The organism is Planktotalea arctica (genome assembly GCF_002105285.1).
GTDB classification, from domain to species: Bacteria; Pseudomonadota; Alphaproteobacteria; order Rhodobacterales; family Rhodobacteraceae; genus Planktotalea; species Planktotalea arctica.
Genome location: NZ_MUHR01000011.1, coordinates 293608 through 305919, shown reverse-complemented (window position 1 = coordinate 305919; position 12312 = coordinate 293608). Strand labels below are relative to the sequence as shown.

The 12312-nt window shown below is 58.0% G+C and carries 12 protein-coding genes; 8 read left to right on the top strand and 4 right to left on the bottom strand.

The annotated features are described in order from the left end of the window. Nucleotides 1-65: 65 nt before the first annotated feature. Entirely contained in the window at nucleotides 66-338 is a 273-nt protein-coding gene (locus B9P63_RS12105; RefSeq protein ID WP_085309082.1) for a hypothetical protein, read from the top strand. 113 nt (nucleotides 339-451) lie between these two features. Here the strand turns inward: B9P63_RS12105 and typA are convergent, their stop codons facing one another. The 4 genes from typA to B9P63_RS12085 all read right to left on the bottom strand — a co-directional run bounded on the left by typA (nucleotide 452) and on the right by B9P63_RS12085 (nucleotide 6202). Next, nucleotides 452-2272 carry a translational GTPase TypA gene (gene typA / locus B9P63_RS12100; protein WP_085309080.1) on the bottom strand — a complete coding sequence of 607 codons (1821 nt, stop codon included), beginning with the start codon at nucleotides 2270-2272 and terminating at the stop codon, nucleotides 452-454. A 124-nt stretch (nucleotides 2273-2396) separates the two neighbouring features. Continuing rightward, a complete protein-coding gene (locus tag B9P63_RS12095) occupies nucleotides 2397-3938 on the bottom strand; it encodes a trimethylamine methyltransferase family protein (RefSeq protein WP_085309078.1) in 1542 nt (513 codons plus the stop codon). A gap of 218 nt (nucleotides 3939-4156) precedes the next feature. Beyond that, nucleotides 4157-4978 (bottom strand): TPM domain-containing protein, encoded by an 822-nt coding sequence (locus B9P63_RS12090; protein WP_085309076.1) that lies wholly within the window; start codon nucleotides 4976-4978, stop codon nucleotides 4157-4159. A gap of 48 nt (nucleotides 4979-5026) precedes the next feature. Beyond that, complete coding sequence (locus B9P63_RS12085) at nucleotides 5027-6202, bottom strand: pyridoxal phosphate-dependent aminotransferase (protein WP_085309074.1); 1176 nt, start codon at nucleotides 6200-6202, stop codon at nucleotides 5027-5029. Between the two features lie 235 nt (nucleotides 6203-6437). Here B9P63_RS12085 and cysS point away from each other — a divergent pair, with 235 nt between their 5' ends. The 7 genes from cysS (at nucleotide 6438) to B9P63_RS12050 (ending at nucleotide 12308) form a co-directional block, all read left to right on the top strand. Further along, a complete protein-coding gene (gene cysS, locus B9P63_RS12080) occupies nucleotides 6438-7799 on the top strand; it encodes a cysteine--tRNA ligase (RefSeq protein WP_085309071.1) in 1362 nt (453 codons plus the stop codon). Nucleotides 7800-7947: 148 nt separating this feature from the next. Next, nucleotides 7948-9576, top strand: coding sequence for a citramalate synthase (gene cimA / locus B9P63_RS12075; protein WP_085309070.1), 1629 nt, complete (start codon nucleotides 7948-7950; stop codon nucleotides 9574-9576). A 62-nt stretch (nucleotides 9577-9638) separates the two neighbouring features. Continuing rightward, complete coding sequence (gene sugE / locus B9P63_RS12070; protein WP_085309068.1) at nucleotides 9639-9956, top strand: quaternary ammonium compound efflux SMR transporter SugE; 318 nt, start codon at nucleotides 9639-9641, stop codon at nucleotides 9954-9956. A gap of 3 nt (nucleotides 9957-9959) precedes the next feature. After that, complete coding sequence (locus B9P63_RS12065) at nucleotides 9960-10358, top strand: hypothetical protein (RefSeq protein ID WP_085309065.1); 399 nt, start codon at nucleotides 9960-9962, stop codon at nucleotides 10356-10358. A gap of 3 nt (nucleotides 10359-10361) precedes the next feature. Beyond that, nucleotides 10362-10568 carry a helix-turn-helix transcriptional regulator gene (locus tag B9P63_RS12060; RefSeq protein WP_085309064.1) on the top strand — a complete coding sequence of 69 codons (207 nt, stop codon included), beginning with the start codon at nucleotides 10362-10364 and terminating at the stop codon, nucleotides 10566-10568. A gap of 1 nt (nucleotide 10569) precedes the next feature. Then, a complete protein-coding gene (locus tag B9P63_RS12055) occupies nucleotides 10570-11553 on the top strand; it encodes an alpha/beta hydrolase (protein ID WP_085309062.1) in 984 nt (327 codons plus the stop codon). Next, complete coding sequence (locus B9P63_RS12050) at nucleotides 11550-12308, top strand: squalene/phytoene synthase family protein (protein WP_085309060.1); 759 nt, start codon at nucleotides 11550-11552, stop codon at nucleotides 12306-12308. The genes B9P63_RS12055 and B9P63_RS12050 overlap by 4 nt, the downstream gene beginning before the upstream one ends. Nucleotides 12309-12312 lie beyond the last annotated feature (4 nt).

Genomic DNA, 12312 nt, shown 5'->3' with positions numbered 1-12312 from the left:
GATGAATTGATGAATGGGTCGTGCCTAAGTTAAGCAAAACATTAGTATCTATTTGGAGAGTATACATGAAGAAGACACTTATTTCCGCTGTTGTCGCAGCAATCGGTTTCGCAGCACCCGCAATGGCGTGGGAAGGCAGCACAGTCGCGTGCTTTGACAAGCATCTCGTACCTGCAAGCTACACCTACACAAAGCACCTCGTGAAGGGTGGCAAAAAGCAATACGAACACCGCAATGGCCGCATCGAGCTGGTGTCCTACCCACCTGTATACCGCCAGGTTGCGACGCTGAAATCCGGCGCGCACTACGTCATGCGTGAGGTTTCCTGCAAGCACTAATGGGTCGTGACTGCGCAGATCGCTTTGGCGCTGCGCAGTTCTGCCTAAAAGAAAAGCGCGACGGTTTGATCCGTCGCGCTTTTCTCGTTTTTACGTTTTAGAACAGTTTCTTATCATGCACTGCGCGAGTGGCGCTTGCGCTCGTGCGGATCAAGGTAGCGCTTGCGCAGGCGGATCGCATTGGGCGTCACTTCGACCAGTTCATCATCATTGATATAGGCGATCGCCTCTTCGAGGCTAAGGGTGACTGGCGTCGTCAGGCGCACCGCTTCATCCGTGCCCGAAGCACGAACATTGGTGAGCTTTTTGCCCTTCAGCGGGTTCACCTCGAGATCGTTCTCGCGGCTGTGCTCGCCAATGATCATGCCCGTATAAAGATCGACCTGAGCACCAATGAACATCTTGCCGCGGCTTTCCAGGTTCCAGAGCGCATAGGAAACCGATTGACCGTTCTCCATGGAAATCAGCACGCCCGCGCGCCGTCCCGGAATCGAGCCTTTATGCTCTGTCCAGCCATGGAAAACACGGTTGAGAACGCCAGTACCGCGCGTGTCGGTCAGAAATTCACCGTGATAGCCGATCAGGCCACGCGAGGGAACGTTCAGGATAATACGTGTTTTTCCGGCGCCAGCAGGGCGCATTTCGACCAGTTCGCCTTTGCGCGTGCCTGTCAATTTTTCGATCACCACGCCGGAATATTCGTCATCCACGTCAATCGTCGCTTCTTCGACTGGCTCAAGGCGTTCGCCGTTCGGGCCTTCCTTCATGATCACCTGCGGGCGCGAGATCGAAAGCTCGAACCCTTCGCGGCGCATGTTTTCAATCAGAACACCCATCTGCAATTCGCCGCGTCCGCTGACCTCGAAGGCTTCGCCGCCGGGCGTGTCGGCGATCTTGATCGCGACGTTGCTTTCGGCCTCTTTGTGCAGACGGTCACGAATGACGCGCGACTGTACTTTCTTGCCATCGCGGCCCGCCAGCGGGCTGTCGTTGATGCCAAAGGTCACTGTAATGGTGGGCGGATCAATCGGCTGCGCGGGCAGGGCGGTATCGACCGCGAGCGCGCAGATCGTGTCGGCAACGGTCGCTTTGGACATGCCCGCGATAGAGACGATATCGCCCGCAATCGCTTCGTCAACGTCTTGCTGGGCAAGGCCGCGGAAGGCCTGGATACGTGTGACGCGGAATTGCTCGATCTTTTGGCCAATGCGGCTAAGGGCCTGAACCGTTGCACCGACCTTGAGTTTACCGCTTTCAACGCGGCCCGTCAGCAAACGACCAACAAAGGCGTCGGCGCCAAGCGTGGTTGCCAGCATGCGGAAATCTTCATTCTGACGCTCGATGACCGCAGGGCGCGGCACATGGTTCACGATCAGATCGAACAGGGCAGACAGGTCCTTGCGCGGCCCATCAAGCTCGTTATCGGCCCAGCCGTTGCGGCCAGATGCATACATATGGGGGAAATCAAGTTGATCATCGTTCGCATCTAGCGAGGCGAAAAGATCAAAACACTCATCGAGTGCGCGGTCCGGCTCCGCATCGCCCTTGTCGACTTTATTCAGCACAACAATCGGACGCAGACCCAGCGCAAGCGCCTTGGAGGTCACGAATTTGGTCTGGGGCATCGGGCCTTCGGCCGCGTCAACCAACAAAACAACGCCGTCTACCATCGACAGGATACGCTCTACTTCGCCGCCAAAGTCTGCGTGACCTGGCGTGTCCACGATATTGATGCGTGTGCCTTTCCACTCGACAGAAGTCGGCTTGGCAAAAATGGTGATTCCACGCTCGCGCTCGATATCGTTGTTGTCCATGGCGCGTTCTGCGACGGCCTGGTTTTCACGAAAAGCGCCGGATTGCTTGAGAAGTTCGTCCACGAGCGTCGTTTTGCCGTGGTCAACGTGTGCGATAATCGCAATATTGCGAAGGTCCATTAGTGTACTGCCTTTAACTGAGTTGGGCCTCCGTTATAGGGGCTGCTCTGAAAAGGCCAGCAAAATAGCACTGCGCGCCAATGCGCCGCGCAGTCCATGGCTTCATCTTGCCTTTAAACTCACTTTACGCGGGCAGATGGATGTTGAAACGCTTGCGAATTGCACTATCGAGCGCCGCATCGAATCTGGCCGCGGATCGCGTCGCCAATATTTCCTCTTTGCGCGCTGTGGCTTTCTCGGCCAGCACGGGCTTGCCGATCTCTACCCACTCCTTTGGCGATGTGCGGTCTCCGAGCTTGGGGTATACGTGATCGGTCTCCATACGGCCCAGCGTTTGCTCCGTACCAAGGTAGTGACCGGGCCCGCCCATACAGACCTGCGCCATTTGATCGAGTGCAAGGGTGTCGTCGTTCACCTCAATCCCCCGTACGCAGCGCATGGCCTGGCCAATCAGATCATTGCCGAGGATCAGGCTCTCATGGCAAAATCCAAGCAGGGACGCGTGCATGCCCGCTGCTTCATAAACCATGTTAAGGCCAGACAGCCCCGCCATTACGTTAGAGCACATTTGCTCCCATCCCGCCTGCATATCCGGCATTTTGGAATCCGATGCACCACCCGCTGCGCCGCCGGGCAGGCCGTAAAACGCGTGCATCTGCGCGCAGCCCGCGCTCAAAAGGGCTTGCTCGCCAGAGCCAACCGTCATCGCGCCCGTGCGCAGATCAAGGCCGAAAGGCCATGTGCCGAAGATCGCAGGATGGCCGGGCGCAATGGCGTTCACATAGACCAATCCAGCAAGGCATTCCGCCGTCGCTTGCGTGATTGCGCCCGCAATGGTCGAGGGCGCCGTCGCGCCCGCCATGCCCGCAGAGAGCAAAAGCACAGGCATGCCGCCCGCGATGCAGGCTTCCATGACTTCGCAGGCCTCCGTGGCGAATTTCATCGGCGGCACCACAAAGCAGTTGGAGTTGGACACGAAAGGTCTCTCGCGCCATTTATCTTCGCCGCCTGCGATCTGGTGAAGCATTTCCAGCGCATGTTTCACATATCCGGGTTCGGTAAAGGACGTGCCGACGTGCTTTGTCGTGCCGCTGGTGCAGGCATAAATCGTGTTCAGGTCCATCTCCAGATTGTCCGGAATATCGCGGCATACCATGGGGCGCTGCACAAAGCTGATATTGTCGAGCACGTCACAAATCCGCGCCGCATCATGCAGGTCCTGCACTGTGGATTCGCGGTATTCATTGCCCGCCACATCCACAAGATGGACCGCCGCGCCCGCCGTGCCGTAATGCACCCGCTGGCCCGAAAGATCGAGATCGTTGTTCCCGTCGCGGCTATGCAGAACCACCTCGCGATTGGCCTTGGTCAGCGCATCCTCGACCAAAGCGCGCGGAAAACGGATACGCCCGTCATCGCCCAAAATTGCGCCCGCATCTGTCAGGATTTGAACACCAGAGGGCGGCGCATCATTGAGGCCGATGGTCTCCAGCGCGGTTAGCGCCGCTTGGTGGATCTTCTGCACATCGATATCGCTAAGCGGTTTGTACTGCCCACCCTGCATGCCGGGTTTGATCGGGCGCAGATGATCGGCAAGTTTGGCAGAGCGGGCCTCGCGGCGGGCAGAGCGGCCTCCGGCGCGGCGGACAGGGGATTGATCGTTCATGGGATATCGCTTTCAAAAGGAGGGGAGAGAGGGGTGTAAAGCCCGCTCAGGGTCTCCCCCTTGCCGCGCGGCCGCGCCTTGCTCCAATCGTCACGCGGGTCAGCGTGAGCTTCCATCCGATGTCGTTCAAAAGCGTTCCTCCGAAGCTCTTGATCCGAGTGGAGAACGTATTTAGCGGTGTTTCTAAGCTGAAAACGACCAAACGTCGTTTTCAGACCCTACCAGCGCCCGCTCGCCCCGCCGCCGCTGGACGATCCACCGCCGAAACTTGACGAGCGCGAAGAAGATTTGCGGCTGATCGTGTAGGGCACCACTTCGCGGTAATTGCAATTGGAGCAAGTGGTGATCCTGTCGCCGCTGCCTGTGCTGGTCTTGCTGGCCATGCTCTTGACGTGGCGGGTGCGCTCCAAATGGCGCGTTCCGCACTGGGGGCATTTCTTCAGTTTCACGAACCTGTCTTTGAACACCAGCGCGCCAATTGTGCCAAAAACTGCCAAAACGGCGGCCCAAACCCAAGTATCGTTTTGTCCGTTCGGGGCGTTTGTGCCCGCCAGATATGGCGTCACGATACTGTCAATCGTGTCGCCCACCCCCGCTTCGATCCCGTCCTGATAACGATCTTCCTTGAAGGCGGGCAGGAACGAGCGGTTGATCACCGTGGCCGCATATCTGTTCCACTCGCTGCCATATGCTGATCCTAGTTCGATCCGCATGGCGCGGTCCGTGCGCAAAACCATGATCAACACGCCATCGTTTCGGCTTTTGTCGCCAACGCCCCATTCATTGAACAGGCCCGTCGCGAATTTTTCCAGCGTCTGATCGGGCGCAAACATGTCTTGACGCGAAAGCGTCAGAATTGTCATTTCCACGCCGGTCGTTTTGCGCAAATCGCTCAGTTGTTTGGACAGGCGCGCTTCGGCCCCTTCATCCAGCAAACCTGCAAAATCGTTAACGGTGGTTGAGCTATACTCCGGATAGGACTGCGCAATCGCGGCGTTTGCGCTGAAAACCAGCGCAAGGATCTTCAAAATATGTATCATGCTAAATCTCTTGTTCACTTCAATAAACGAATCCTAGCCCGAATTTTCCTATTCACAAAGCGTCGCGGCAAAGGCGCATAACGCGCGCAGGGCCTTTGCGTAGGCGGCGTCGTCAATCGTCATGGCCACGCGGATGTGCCCAGCGGCAGCGCGGCCAAAGCTCTCGCCGGGCATCACCGCAATATGGCGCGCGTCCAGTAGGCGGTTGGCAAACGCGTCCCCGCTCAAGCCCGTTGCGCGAATGTCGAGCATCACATACATCGCACCATCCGCAGGGATCATTTTCACCACGTTCTGCTCGGCCAGAATATCAACGCTCAACGCGCGGCGGCGCTTAAACGGCGCGCCGATCTTTTGCTCGAAGCTGCGGCCTTGCTTTAGCGCAAAGAGGGCGGCGTCCTGCACAAAGCCCGCAACGCCGTAGGTCGTGTGCGTTGCGAGGTTGGTGAGATGCGCAATCGCCTCGCGCGGCCCGACGATCCAGCCCACGCGGCTGCCGGTCATTGCATGGCTTTTCGACATGGAGCCGATGACCAGCGTGCGCTCTGCCATCCCGTCCAGCGTGCGCGGGGAGATATGCGCACCTTGCCATATTTGCGTGTCATAAACCTCGTCAGAGATCAGCCAAAGATCGTGCCGTTTGCAAACCTCGGCGATCCCTTCAAGCGCTGCGCGCGTGTAAACCACGCCTGTGGGGTTGTTGGGCGAGTTGATGAGCAGGCTTGCTGCGCCATGCGCGGCGGCGTCAATATCGGCGGCGCGCGGTTGAAACCCGTCCTCTGCTTGGGTCTTGATCGGCGTGGCAATCGCGCCAATTGCGCGTAGCGTCCCGGGGTAGGTGGCGTAATAGGGATCAATGAACAACGCTTTTGCGCCCTTCGGACAGGCGGCGAGATGGGCTGCGAAAAGCGCCGATTGACCGCCCGGCGTGATCATCACATTCTCGATGCTGGTCGGCGTGCCCGTGCGTTCCTGAACGCGGCGCGCCACTTCTGCGCGCAGGGCTGTGATGCCGGGCACCATCGCATAGCCCGTGTGCCCGCCGCGCGCCGCCGCGTCCATCGCCGCCAATATGCTGGGGTCTGTGCGGATGTCATGTTCGCCAATCGTCAACTCGGTCACGGGCGTGCCATCCGCGATCATCTTTCGCGCGCGCATGAACACTTCCCACCCGTCAGAGCCGCCGCCGGTGATATCGGTCAAACTGGGGGATAAAGCGGGCATGGCGAACTCCTGACTAGATTGCCCGATACTTGGACGCCTGCGCACGGATTCGTCAACACGCTGGACACAGGCAAAGCGCGCCGCTATTCAAGCGCTATGAGCCATACAAAAAGCATTGCAATTATCTGCTGTATCCTCCGCTAACTTCACTGTGCGGGCCGGTTTCACATTTCCTCTTTTGATCTGAGTTGCTAAGTCCGCCGCACCATTCGCGCGCGCTACAAGGACCTGTGACATGACATCGATCACATTGCACAACACCAAGACCCGCAAGAAAGAGGCGCTCGTGCCGATCAAACCGGGCGAAGTGTCCATGTATGTCTGCGGGCCCACGGTTTATGACCGAGCCCATATCGGCAATGCGCGCCCCGTTATCGTGTTCGACACTTTGTTTCGCCTTTTGCGCCATGTCTACGGCGCGGACCGTGTGAGCTACGTGCGCAATTTCACCGATGTGGACGACAAGATCAACGCGCGTGCCGCTGAAACGGGCCAGTCCATTCGCGAAATCACGGACGGAACAATCGCGCTCTATCTTGAGGATATGGATGCGGTCGGCGCACTGCACCCAACCCACATGCCGCGCGCGACCGAATATATCCAGCCGATGGTGGATATGACCGCCGATCTAATCGAAAAGGGTCACGCCTACGAGGCGGAAGGCCATGTGTTGTTTGCCGTTGAGAGTTATGCGGACTACGGCAAATTTTCTGGTCGCAGCCTTGATGACATGATCGCAGGGTCGCGCGTGGAAGTTGCGCCCTACAAGCGTAATCCGATGGATTTCGTTTTGTGGAAGCCCTCCGATGCGGACACGCCTGGTTGGGCCTCGCCTTGGGGTAAAGGACGTCCGGGCTGGCATATCGAATGCTCTGCTATGGCGCATGAGCTGCTTGGCGAGAGTTTTGACATTCACGGCGGCGGCAATGATCTGATGTTCCCTCACCACGAGAACGAGATCGCGCAAAGCAAATGCGCCGGCCATGATTTCGCGAATATCTGGATGCACAACGAGATGTTGCAGGTCGAGGGCAAGAAGATGTCCAAGTCCTTGGGCAATTTTTTTACGGTGCGCGATTTGCTGGATAAAGGTGTGCCGGGGGAAGTGATCCGGTTTGTGATGCTGAGCACGCATTACCGCAAGCCGATGGATTGGACTGAGAGGAAGTGGAAAGAGGCGGAGGCGACGCTTAGAAAGTGGCGCGCTTTGGTGGACGGTGTTGAAGCAAGCGAGGTCTCTGCTTCCGTTCTAGCGCTTTTGTCGGATGACTTGAACACGGCTGGTCTCATTGCCGAAATGCACAGGATGGCAAATACAGGGGATGCAGGCGGGCTGAAGGCTGCGGGCGCTCTTATCGGTTTGCTTGGTGATGATCTGGGCGATTGGATGGGGGGCGAGGCTGTCGATCTGTCGCTCTATAGCAATGCGCTGAGCCGCGCGCGCGAGCAGGCGATGCAAACTAAGAATTTCTCTGCCGTCGATGATTTGAAGACAGCGTTAACTGAGGCAGGCGTCGAAGTGCGTATGTCTAAAGAGGGTGTTGAGCTTGTCCCCACGGCTGACTTTGACCCCTCCAAACTAGAGGGCCTTCTATGACCCGCTTCCACACACAGGACAGCCCCCGACCCAATGTGGGGGTGAAGCCCACGCCGTTTTTTCGGAGACAAACCTTTGGTTTGATGGGGGCGGTCGGGGGCTGTCCGTGCAAAGGGCAAGGACTTAGGAAAAAGAGACGGTGCGCGTCATGAGCAAAGAAAAACTCTATCTCTACGACACCACCCTGCGCGACGGGCAGCAAACTCAAGGCGTGCAATTCTCTACTGCCGAGAAGATCCAGATCGCACAAATGCTTGACCAGCTTGGCCTTGATTATATCGAAGGCGGCTGGCCCGGTGCGAACCCCACCGATTCAGCATTTTTCGATGAAGCGCCCAAAACCCGTGCGAAAATGACCGCTTTCGGGATGACGAAAAGGACCGGAAGGTCCGCTGAGAACGACGACGTTCTCGCGCAGGTCATGCAGGCCCAAACCGCCGCCGTCTGCCTTGTGGGGAAATCTAGCGCGTTCCACGTCTCTGACGCGCTCGGCATCACCAAGGCGGAAAACACGGCCAATATCGCCGCCTCCATCTCGCATATCGTGGGCGAGGGACGCGAGGCCTTGTTTGATGCGGAGCACTTTTTCGACGGTTACAAAGCCGATCCTACTTACGCGCTTGAAACCCTGCACGCGGCGATCGAGGCTGGCGCGCGCTGGGTTGTTCTGTGCGACACCAATGGCGGCACGCTGCCGCTCGAGGTTAGCGAAATCACCAAAGCTGTCATCGCCTCTGGTATCAAGGGCGATCATCTTGGCATTCACACCCATGACGATACGGCCAATGCGGTCGCCTGTTCGCTCGCAGCGATCGACGCAGGCGCGCGGCAGGTTCAAGGCACGCTCAATGGTCTGGGCGAGCGCTGTGGCAATGCCAACCTGACGACACTCATCCCGATCTTGCTGCTCAAAGAACCCTATGCCAGCAAGTTTGAAACAGGCGTCACGCTGGAGGCGCTGAAATCGCTCAAGCATATGTCCTACAGGCTCGATGATATCCTGAACCGCGTGCCTCTGCGCCAAGCGCCTTTTGTCGGCTCTTCGGCCTTTGCCCATAAGGCGGGTTTGCATGCCAGCGCGATCCTGAAAGACCCCAGTACCTACGAGCATATCGCGCCCGAAGTGGTCGGCAACGCGCGCGTGATCCCAATGTCCAATCAGGCTGGGCAATCCAACCTGCGCAAACGCCTCTCGGACGCGGGGTTGAGCGTGGCAAAGGGCGATCCGGCGCTCGGGTTTCTGCTGGATGAGATCAAGGAGCGCGAATCGCAGGGCTATTCCTATGATACCGCGCAGGCCAGTTTCGAGCTGCTCGCGCGCCGTGCGCTCGGCCAGATGCCCGATTTTTTCGAGGTGAAGCGCTACAAGGTCACGGTGGAGCGGCGCAAGAACAAATACGACAAAATGATCTCGCTCTCCGAGGCGGTCGTCGTGGTTAAGATCGACGGGGAAAAGAAGCTCTCCGTCAGCGAAAGCATGGATGACACCGGATCGGACCGCGGTCCTGTGAACGCATTGTCCAAGGCTCTGGCCAAGGATTTGGGTCAATATCAAGAGATGATCGATGATATGCGCCTTGTTGATTTCAAGGTGCGCATCACCCAAGGCGGCACAGAAGCGGTCACGCGCGTCATCATTGATAGTGCCGATTCCAAGGGCAATCGCTGGAGTACTGTAGGGGCTTCGCCCAACATTGTGGACGCGAGTTTTGAGGCGCTGCTGGATGCAATCCAATGGAAGCTCATTCGCGATACATCGGAAAAAGCGCACAAGTAACCTTGACGTTACATGTCACCTTAGCTACTCATGTAACTCACAGGTTGCATGGAGTATCTGATATGCCTTGGATCATTCTCGCAATTTCTGGCTGCCTTGAAGTCGTTTGGGCCACTGCTCTCAAAGCGTCTGACGGGTTTAGCAAACCACTCTATAGCGTCATCGTTGCGGTTGCGGCCTTCGTCAGTTTCTGGCTGCTCGCCTATGCGATGAAGTCGCTGCCCCTCGGCACGGCCTATCCTGTCTGGGTCGGCATTGGTGCTGTTGGTTCCTTTATCGTGGGTATTTACGCCTTTGGCGAAGCGGCCAGCCCTATGCGCCTTGCCAGTGCCGCCCTCATCGTGATCGGCATTGCCGGCCTCAAACTGGCAGAGGGATAAGCCATGAACGCTGACACACTCTCGCGCATTCGCATTGCGGTCTTCGGTTTCGCTGGGCTAGTTTGCCTGTCCTACAGCGCGATGGCGCTGGCGGGTAACACGCCGCGCCCGTTTTCGCCTTGGCTGCCCGGTGCATCCGGCTTTGCCGCTGGTCTGGTGATGTGGCTTTCTGCGATCAAGGCAGGGCCGCGTGCGGCGGGCATGGCCCATGATGAATTGTTCTGGGCCGAATGGGGGCAGGCGATTAGGTTCTCCTATTGGTTCTCGATCTCGCTCTATCCGATCTTCGGTATCCTTATGGGGCTTGACTGGATCGCGCCAAGCACGTCCATTGCTGCGATGGGCACGGCGGCAGGCGCGGCGCCGATGCTGGTGTTTTGCTTCATCAACCTGCGGTCCTGAGCCATGGCCGAGCTGCACAACACCCTTAAAGCGCACCGCACCGACAAGGGCTTTACCCAAGCCTCGCTGGCAGAGGCCGTTGGCGTCTCGCGCAAATCCATAAACACGATTGAAAACCGTGTTTTCACTCCGTCAACGCTGCTTGCCTTGCAAATCGCGCGTGCGCTGGAGTGTTCTGTTCATGATATTTTTTACGTGAAAGACGACTGACATGCTTATGAAAATCATTAAATTTATCGCGGTAAGCCTTGTGATTACCGCGTTGGTTCCGCTCGGGCTTATTGCATCGCAATGGCCGATGAAACTTGAAACGATCCAAACCGGCGAGACCCTGAATTTTGAGGCGGCTCTGGCAGGAGATTTGGAAACTGCGGCCGAGCCAGAGCAAATCCAAATGCGCGATGGCTGGTCGATGCCGGTGCGCAAATACGGACTGCCGGACGCGGAAAAACCCTTGCTGATCCTCGTGCACGGTTCTGGTTGGAATGGATTGCAATATAATGCAATTGCGCAAAACCTCGCCAATGATGCGCATGTTCTTGCCGTTGATTTACGCGGTCATGGTGCCACGCCAGAGCGTCGCGGCGATGTGGATTACATTGGCCAGATGGAGGATGATTTGGCCGATCTGATCAAAGCAGAAGCAGCGAAGGACCAGCAAGTTGTCATGCTCGGGCATTCCTCTGGCGGCGGACTTGTGGTGCGCTTTGCAGGCGGGGCAAACGGCGCGCTGATCGACGACGCAATTTTGTTTGCGCCCTTCCTCAAGCATGATGCGCCCTCGACGCGGGCCGATTCAGGTGGTTGGGCGCATTTATTACTGCGCCGTGTGATCGGCCTGAGTATCCTTAACGGTTTCGGGTTTACTGGGCTTAATCATTTGACGGCTATTCAGTTCAATATGCCCGCAGAAATCACTCAAGGACGCTATGGTCACTTGGCAACAACCGCCTATTCCTTCCGGCTCAACACTGGTTTTGCACCGCGCGAAGATTATCTAAGCGACATCGCCGCGCTGCCCAACTTCACCCTTGTGGTTGGCAGCGAGGACGAAGCGTTCTATGCGGACAAATTCGAGGGAGTGATGCGTGCTGTGACGGACAAAGGTAGATATGTAGTCGTGGAGGGCGTGGATCACTTGGGCATCATCGATGCAGATGAAACCCTGTCTGCGATCCGGGCGCACCTGCGATGAGCGATTGGCATGCGTGCGCCGCAATTGTCGAGCGCGGCGACCCAGTGCGCTTTCGCGCGGCGATGGCCGCTCCAGTGGAGGCGCGCGCGATCCTGTTCCCGATCTACGCCGCCAACATCGAAATTTCGCGTGCACCATGGGTGACGCAAGAACCGATGATTGCCGAGATGCGCCTGCAGTGGTGGCGCGATGTGATGGAGCAGATCATCGAGGGGGACGAGGTGCGCCGGCACGAAGTTGCAACGCCGCTCGCTGGTGTGTTGAGCCACGCGGGGGCAGAGGCGATGGATCGCCTTATTGCCGCGCGCCGCTGGGACATCTACAAAGATCCGTTCGAGGACGCCGCCGCCTTTACCGCCTATCTGGAGGACACGTCAGGCGGGCTGCTTTTTGCGGTCTGCGACGCGCTTGGCAAGGCCGATGCGAACGTCGCCAAAGACGCGGGCTACGCCGCTGGCTTGGCTGCGTTCTTCCAAGCGATTCCGGCGCTGGAGGAGGCCAAGCGCGTACCGCTGCTTGATGGGCGCGCGAGCGCAATTGCCGATCTGGCAAAGACCGGTTTGGCGCGGCTGAAACGTGCGAGCGCAGGGCGTTTGAACCTGCACAAGTCCGGCTGCATTGCGCTCTGGCAAACGCAGCCTATTTTGGCACAAGCCGCGCGCGATCCCGGGGCGGTTGCACAGGGTCGCCTCGACGTGGGCGCGCTAAAATCATCGCTTGGCTTGAGCAAAGCGGCACTGCTGGGCCGCTGGTAGCGCC

Excerpts from the sequence above, each read along its gene's own strand:
- cimA (WP_085309070.1), top strand. The coding sequence starts at position 7,948 with ATGAGCAAAGAAAAACTCTATCTCTACGACACCACCCTGCGCGACGGG.
- B9P63_RS12095 (WP_085309078.1), bottom strand. The coding sequence starts at position 3,938 with ATGAACGATCAATCCCCTGTCCGCCGCGCCGGAGGCCGCTCTGCCCGC.
- cysS (WP_085309071.1), top strand. The coding sequence starts at position 6,438 with ATGACATCGATCACATTGCACAACACCAAGACCCGCAAGAAAGAGGCG.
- B9P63_RS12085 (WP_085309074.1), bottom strand. The coding sequence starts at position 6,202 with ATGCCCGCTTTATCCCCCAGTTTGACCGATATCACCGGCGGCGGCTCT.
- B9P63_RS12055 (WP_085309062.1), top strand. The coding sequence starts at position 10,570 with ATGCTTATGAAAATCATTAAATTTATCGCGGTAAGCCTTGTGATTACC.
- typA (WP_085309080.1), bottom strand. The coding sequence starts at position 2,272 with ATGGACCTTCGCAATATTGCGATTATCGCACACGTTGACCACGGCAAA.
- B9P63_RS12060 (WP_085309064.1), top strand. The coding sequence starts at position 10,362 with ATGGCCGAGCTGCACAACACCCTTAAAGCGCACCGCACCGACAAGGGC.
- sugE (WP_085309068.1), top strand. The coding sequence starts at position 9,639 with ATGCCTTGGATCATTCTCGCAATTTCTGGCTGCCTTGAAGTCGTTTGG.
- B9P63_RS12105 (WP_085309082.1), top strand. The coding sequence starts at position 66 with ATGAAGAAGACACTTATTTCCGCTGTTGTCGCAGCAATCGGTTTCGCA.
- B9P63_RS12090 (WP_085309076.1), bottom strand. The coding sequence starts at position 4,978 with ATGATACATATTTTGAAGATCCTTGCGCTGGTTTTCAGCGCAAACGCC.
- B9P63_RS12065 (WP_085309065.1), top strand. The coding sequence starts at position 9,960 with ATGAACGCTGACACACTCTCGCGCATTCGCATTGCGGTCTTCGGTTTC.
- B9P63_RS12050 (WP_085309060.1), top strand. The coding sequence starts at position 11,550 with ATGAGCGATTGGCATGCGTGCGCCGCAATTGTCGAGCGCGGCGACCCA.